The following is a 5,852-nucleotide window of genomic DNA, read 5'->3' on the forward strand; positions in this document are numbered from 1 at the left end:
TACGCAAAGAAACCGGGTTTCTATGAAAAATCGTCGCTTTGAAGCTGACAATCTACGCAGAAACCCGGTTTCTAAGATTCTCGTGCGTAAGTCCTGGACTTTTGACTTTTGACTTTTCCCTAATCGTCAGCCCCTAGTAAACTAGCAAGCAGCGCCTTTTGCGCGTGCATTCGATTTTCTGCCTGATCCCAAACCATTGACTGGGAACCTTCGATTACTTCATCGGTAATTTCTTCGCCACGGTGAGCTGGTAGACAGTGAAGAACGATCGCGTGTTTGTCAGCAATGCTCAACAATTCTTGATTGACCTGATAAGGTTGAAAAATGGGTATGCGGCTACTAGCGGAATCCTCCTGACCCATGCTAGCCCAGACATCAGTGTAAAGCACGCAAGCATCCTTTGCCGCCGCAATAGGGTCATCTGTCAGCATCACTTGTGCTGAATCGCCCGCAATGGCTCGTGCCTGTTCTACAATGGCAAGATCTGGCTGGTATTCCGGCGGTGTAGCAACCCTCACATTCATCCCCATCATCGCGCAACCCAAAATCAGGGAATTTGCCATATTATTGCCATCGCCTAAATATGCCAAAGTCACACCCTTGACTGAGCCATAGCATTCTTGAACCGTTAATAAATCTGCTAAAACTTGACAGGGGTGTTCCGTATCGCTGAGAGCGTTGATCACTGGAATCTTGGCACAGTCAGCAAATAGTTGCAGATCTTTTTGGTCAAACGTCCTCACCGCCAAAATGTCCAAATAGCGATCGAGAACTCGCGCCGTATCCACCAAAGGTTCTCCCCGACTCACTTGCGTGACATTGGGATTGAGGTCGATCACCTGACCTCCCAATTGGTACATCGCTACCGAAAAACTCACCCGCGTTCTCGTGGAAGCTTTGTAGAACAGCAACCCCAAAACTTTGTTACACCGCCAGTTTACCTTTCCTGCTTTCATCTGCGCTGCCAATTGCAGGAGTTCCTGTAACTCGTCTGCACTCAGGTCTGCCAGACTCAGTAAATCTCGTCCTTTCAATGTTTCCATGTTCATGTCCGATCGTTAATATCAAATTGGCCTTTCGAGTATATTGGTAAAATTTTCAACCACAAAGGCACAAAAAGATGCGCTGTTTAACCGGATTTGTACGCCTATTCGGGACGCCTTCCGCAGGCAGATTCGCTCTTGCGGAAGCAGAATGGCTTTACAGGCAGACAAAATAGCCTGGATGCGATTGCTGTAAAAAGCGATCGGCCTGGAGTGTGCCTGCAAACCTCACAACAGCAGTACGCAGCTAGCTACCTATGGTGAGCGATCGATCTCTTTTGGTGGAGAGCGCTTTCGGGGAGATGGCAAGGTAATTTATGCTTTAGATTATTATTAGATCTACTTTTGGCTCTTCTACCCAGCTTTTAAAAAAATCGTACTCTAGCACAACCGTGCAACTAAATTTGGTATTATACTTAACAGAGCAGTTATTTAAAAGGGTAATCGGGATTAAGGAACAGCCAGAAAGTGAAAAAAAGAATTTTCGCTTTTGACTTTTCAGTCTTGTCTTTCCCACCCGGTAGCATCTTTACCATATGGGCGATAAGTTGTCCATTTTACAAAAAATTTTTTCACGTCATGGGACTGCCCATAGCCGCTCATGGTTCATAATGCCGATCGCCAATCACATTTTTACATAAAAAGATGCTCAAATTTTACTTCAATAAACAAGTAAACGCAGAAATAAACATCCATTGCAAAGCTAGGGAATGGACGACAAGCTTCTCCAGTTCCTAGCCTTAAATAAATCTGTCTTTAGACAGAGAACAGAATAAATACCTATAGCTTAAGACATAGAAAGAATCTTTTTCAAAGATGGGGTGCATTTTATTTGGTTTAAAACCCACATAAAAAGTCCATTTAGTTACGAAGATAACATCATGACTTATAAAGCGTTAAAAAAGCAGGAGACTGAATATCATAAGATCCGGCTGCCTTATGAAGAAATGTTTGAGCAGCTTATGGACGCACCAGCGGCAATTGCCATCCTCGACTCGCAGATGCGCTATGTCAAAGTCAGCAAACGCTGGTTAAAAGATTACCAACTTAAAGACGGAAATATTATTGGCCAATCTCACTATCAAGTTTATGGAGGAGACCCGGAACACTGGGAAGAAATTTATCAGCGTTGCGAGACAGGAATAGTCCATACATGGGAGGAAGAATTACCCCAGGAAAAATCAGACATCCGCTATAAAATCAAGTGGGAAGCTCAACCTTGGTATGTAAAAAGTTACTCCGATTTTCAGGATAATTACGGCAAAAACCCTTTAAAAAAAGGTGATTTTGGAGGGCTAATATTATTTGCAGAAAAAATTGTTATTGCGGAAAATAAAAATAATAATTATCACAAAAATGCCGATTTTTTCCCCAGTAAAGAGGAAGAAGTAGAAGCTTTAATAGCTAATATTTACGAGTGCAGGCAAAGCGAAATAGCCCTGAGAGAAAGTCAAGAACATTTAAAAGCACTAATAACAAATACTCCTATAATTTTGTATGCGATCGATAAGAACGGAATTTTTATCCTCTCGGAAGGTAAAGGGTTAGAAGCAATAGGCAAAAAACCGGGAGAGGTAGTCGGACAATCGGTGTTTGACTTGTATGTCGATCGACCGGATATTTTAGAGCAAATTAACCATGTTTTGGCAGGTGCGGAAGGAAGCTGGATAACCGATTTTGGCAGCGTAATTTTTGAAAATAAAGCAACACCGTTGCGAGATATAAACGGACAGAAGCTCGGTCTAATCGGTACAGCGACTGATATTACTTGTCGCGTCAAAGCAGAAGTTGAACTGACCCAACAAGTTCAACGAGAAAAGCTGTTAAATCGCCTGACTAACCAAATTCGCAATTCTTTAGATTTCAATACCGTAATTGAAACAGCAGTACAAGAAATCCAGCAATTTTTACTGCTCGATCGCTGCCAATTTGTTTGGTATTTACACGAGACATCAGAACCTTATTGGGATGTAGAGAAAGAAGCTCGCCATTCAGAATTACCTGACTTAAGAGGGCGCTATAAGGCACACAAAATAGGTGCTTTGGCAGAGCAGCTATTACGCTTGGAAATACTGCAAATTGATGATGTAGAAAATGTCAGCGAGCCTGAATGGAAACATCTGCTTTCTTCTCTCGGTTTTAGCTCAATTTTAGCAATGCCGACCCGCTCTCTCAATGGTGCGATCGCCGTGATTAATTGCGTTCGTACCGAAGTGGCTCGACCTTGGAACAAGAGTGAAGTAGAATTGCTTTCTGCTGTAATGAATCAATTGGCGATCGCGATTAACCAAGCCGAACTCTACGCCGAAGCCAAAGAAAAAGCAGAAGAATTAGAACGCAGCTTGCACAAACTCAAAACTACCCAAGCTCAACTAATTCACACAGAGAAAATTTCCAATTTAGGACAACTTGTGGCTGGAATCGCTCATGAAGTGAATAATCCTGTTGCCTTTATCTGCGGCAATTTGCATATCGGTATTCGTTACACCGCCGATTTGCTCAAACATCTGGAACTTTATCGTACCATCTATCCTAATCCCCCAGTTGAAATTGAAGAACACGCCGCTCAAATAGACCTCGATTTTATAACTGAAGATTTGCCCAAAATGCTCTCTTCTATGGTATTTGGAACCGATCGCATCCGGGACATCATGCAGTCGCTACGCAACTTTTCGCGGGTAGAAGAAACATATGCAAAACCAGTGAATATTCATGAAGGTTTAGATAGCACTTTGACAATTTTGCAGCATCGTTTGAAAAAGCAATGCAAACGTCCTGCTATTAAAGTGATTAAAGAATATGGTGACTTACCGCTTATTGAGTGCTATTCCGGACAATTGAATCAAGTGTTTATGAATATTTTAGCTAACGCGATCGATGCCTTCGATGAATATAACTCGACGCGGAAATATGCCGATATCGAACGCAATCCCAACATGATTTTAATTCGGACTGAAATGTTAGATGACTTTCATGTCGTCATTCGCATTAAAGACAATGGTCCAGGTATACCGGAGAGCGTAGTATCTCACTTGTTCGACCCATTTTTTACAACTAAGCCAACAGGTAAAGGTACAGGTTTGGGATTGTCTATTAGCCATCAAATTGTGACCGAAATTCACAAAGGTCAAATCCGGTGTATTTCCGCTGCGGGACAAGGAACAGAGTTTGCGATCGAAATTCCCATCGAGCAACAACCTACTCTCCACCAGTGTACAGCTTGTTGAGTTATATCTCTCCTATTTCTCGTTCCCAGGTAGAATATGGGAACGAAAAACAAGGAAATTTAGCCGCTGAGTAAAGTAACTGCGCCAGCGACGCTATTTACTTCCAAGGCATTTAATGAAGAAACTCCTTCTACAACACCAATCAAGTCTCCAGAAGACGTGAAAATGTTGGTATTTCCATTCGCCACTTCCAACCTATAGTTACTCTCTCGTCCCGCGAGTACAATCTCGTCATTTCCGATATCGAACTTGCGAATTACAGCGTAATCAGCGCTACCATTACCAACATATAAAGGTTGAGGAATCACGTTCTCTGAATTAGCCGGAACGCTAAGCAAAAATGTGTCTGCGCCTGCGCCGCCAATCAAAGTATCAATTTCACCGACGCCTAGACTTTGAACCTTAAAATTGATGATTCCGCCAGTTACTGCAACGTCAAGGCCAACGCCTGCGATCGCACTAGATGTACCAAAGCCTGCTATGATGTCATTACCGCTACTCCCGTTGAAAAGAGCATATCGATTTGGCTCAAATTGTCCAAACTTTGTGTAATGATCCAAACCAGAACTAAACATCCCCGAACTAACAGCTTGTCCGACATCCGGATAAAACCATAGATATGCTTTTTCGTTGAAAGCACTTCCAGACCTACCTTCCGCAGACCCGAACTCGATAAAGTGGGTTAAACCGGATGCAAAAACTCCATTACTAACCGCTTCTGCAACATCACCATATCTTTGTAAATAAAGATTTTCGTCAAAGAAAGGTGAAGTTAAATTCCGGTCTTCCGCTGCACCAAATAGTTGAAAATGCTCTAACCCAGAGCTAAAAACTTTGGCTTCTACAGCTGCTTTAACATCAGAGTAATTTTCCAGATAAAAACCTTCATCAAAAGCTATAGTAGCACCGCCTTCTTCCCCAACAGCTTGAGTGGTTACTGTTCCACCTTCTTCGCCAATAGCTAAAGTCGTCGCTACTCCACCTTCTTCACCGAAAGCTTCAGTGGTAATTCCGCCGACTTCTCCCATCGCATCGCTGGTAACGCCGCCTTCTTCCCCTAACGCTTCGGTGGTAACGCCGCCTTCTTCCCCTAACGCTTTGGTAGTGACGCCGCCTTCTTCGCCAATAGCTAGAGTAGTAACGCCGCCTTCTTCCCCTAAAGCTAAAGTAGTGAATGTTCCATCATCTTCTTCTGAAACATCAGTGGTAACGCCTCCTTCTTCACCAATAGCTTTGGTGGTGACGCTAACTGGTTCATCCAATGTTTCATTAGTAACACCGCCTTCTTCTCCCAACGCCTCGGTGGTAACGCCGCCTTCTTCTTCTAAAGCTTGAGTAGTAACTACTCCGCCTTCTTCTCCTATAGCAAGAGTAGTAAATACAGGTTCGTCATTTTCGTCACTTTCGGGTTTGGCAAAATTGACGGATTGAGATTTCCACAAAGCTTCCAATTCAGAAAGCTGTAAGGCAAAAGGATGGTTCATACGATCGCCTCATTGAGTGACTCTAGTAAATTCGCTTAAATGAGTGGCTTTTGACCTCCTCCAGATGGGTTAATTAAATATGCGAAAAACCTTTAAAC

General features: G+C 43.0%; 4 protein-coding genes. 2 read left to right on the forward strand and 2 right to left on the reverse strand.

Annotated elements, in window-relative coordinates; genetic code table 11:
• Positions 1 to 119: 119 nt before the first annotated feature.
• Positions 120 to 1,043: an ornithine carbamoyltransferase gene (gene argF, locus H6S82_RS15255; protein WP_190463869.1), complete on the reverse strand. Its 924-nt coding sequence runs from the start codon at positions 1,041 to 1,043 to the stop codon at positions 120 to 122.
• A gap of 96 nt (positions 1,044 to 1,139) precedes the next feature.
• On the opposite strand from argF, the gene H6S82_RS15260 reads away from it, so the two are divergent.
• Positions 1,140 to 1,307 (forward strand): hypothetical protein, encoded by a 168-nt coding sequence (locus tag H6S82_RS15260; RefSeq protein WP_190463868.1) that lies wholly within the window; start codon positions 1,140 to 1,142, stop codon positions 1,305 to 1,307.
• Between the two features lie 617 nt (positions 1,308 to 1,924).
• Entirely contained in the window at positions 1,925 to 4,270 is a 2,346-nt protein-coding gene (locus H6S82_RS15265) for an ATP-binding protein (protein WP_190463867.1), read from the forward strand.
• 59 nt (positions 4,271 to 4,329) lie between these two features.
• Here H6S82_RS15265 and H6S82_RS33595 read toward each other — a convergent pair whose 3' ends face one another.
• The gene (locus H6S82_RS33595) at positions 4,330 to 5,754 is read right to left on the reverse strand and encodes a hypothetical protein (RefSeq protein ID WP_242056962.1); all 1,425 of its coding nucleotides are present in this window, start codon (positions 5,752 to 5,754) and stop codon (positions 4,330 to 4,332) included.
• Positions 5,755 to 5,852 lie beyond the last annotated feature (98 nt).

This window comes from Planktothrix sp. FACHB-1355 (assembly GCF_014748295.1).
In the GTDB taxonomy this organism is placed as follows: domain Bacteria; phylum Cyanobacteriota; class Cyanobacteriia; order Cyanobacteriales; family Aerosakkonemataceae; genus Aerosakkonema; species Aerosakkonema funiforme_A.

Excerpts from the sequence above, each read along its gene's own strand:
- H6S82_RS15265 (WP_190463867.1), top strand. The coding sequence starts at position 1,925 with ATGACTTATAAAGCGTTAAAAAAGCAGGAGACTGAATATCATAAGATC.
- H6S82_RS33595 (WP_242056962.1), bottom strand. The coding sequence starts at position 5,754 with ATGAACCATCCTTTTGCCTTACAGCTTTCTGAATTGGAAGCTTTGTGG.
- argF (WP_190463869.1), bottom strand. The coding sequence starts at position 1,043 with ATGGAAACATTGAAAGGACGAGATTTACTGAGTCTGGCAGACCTGAGT.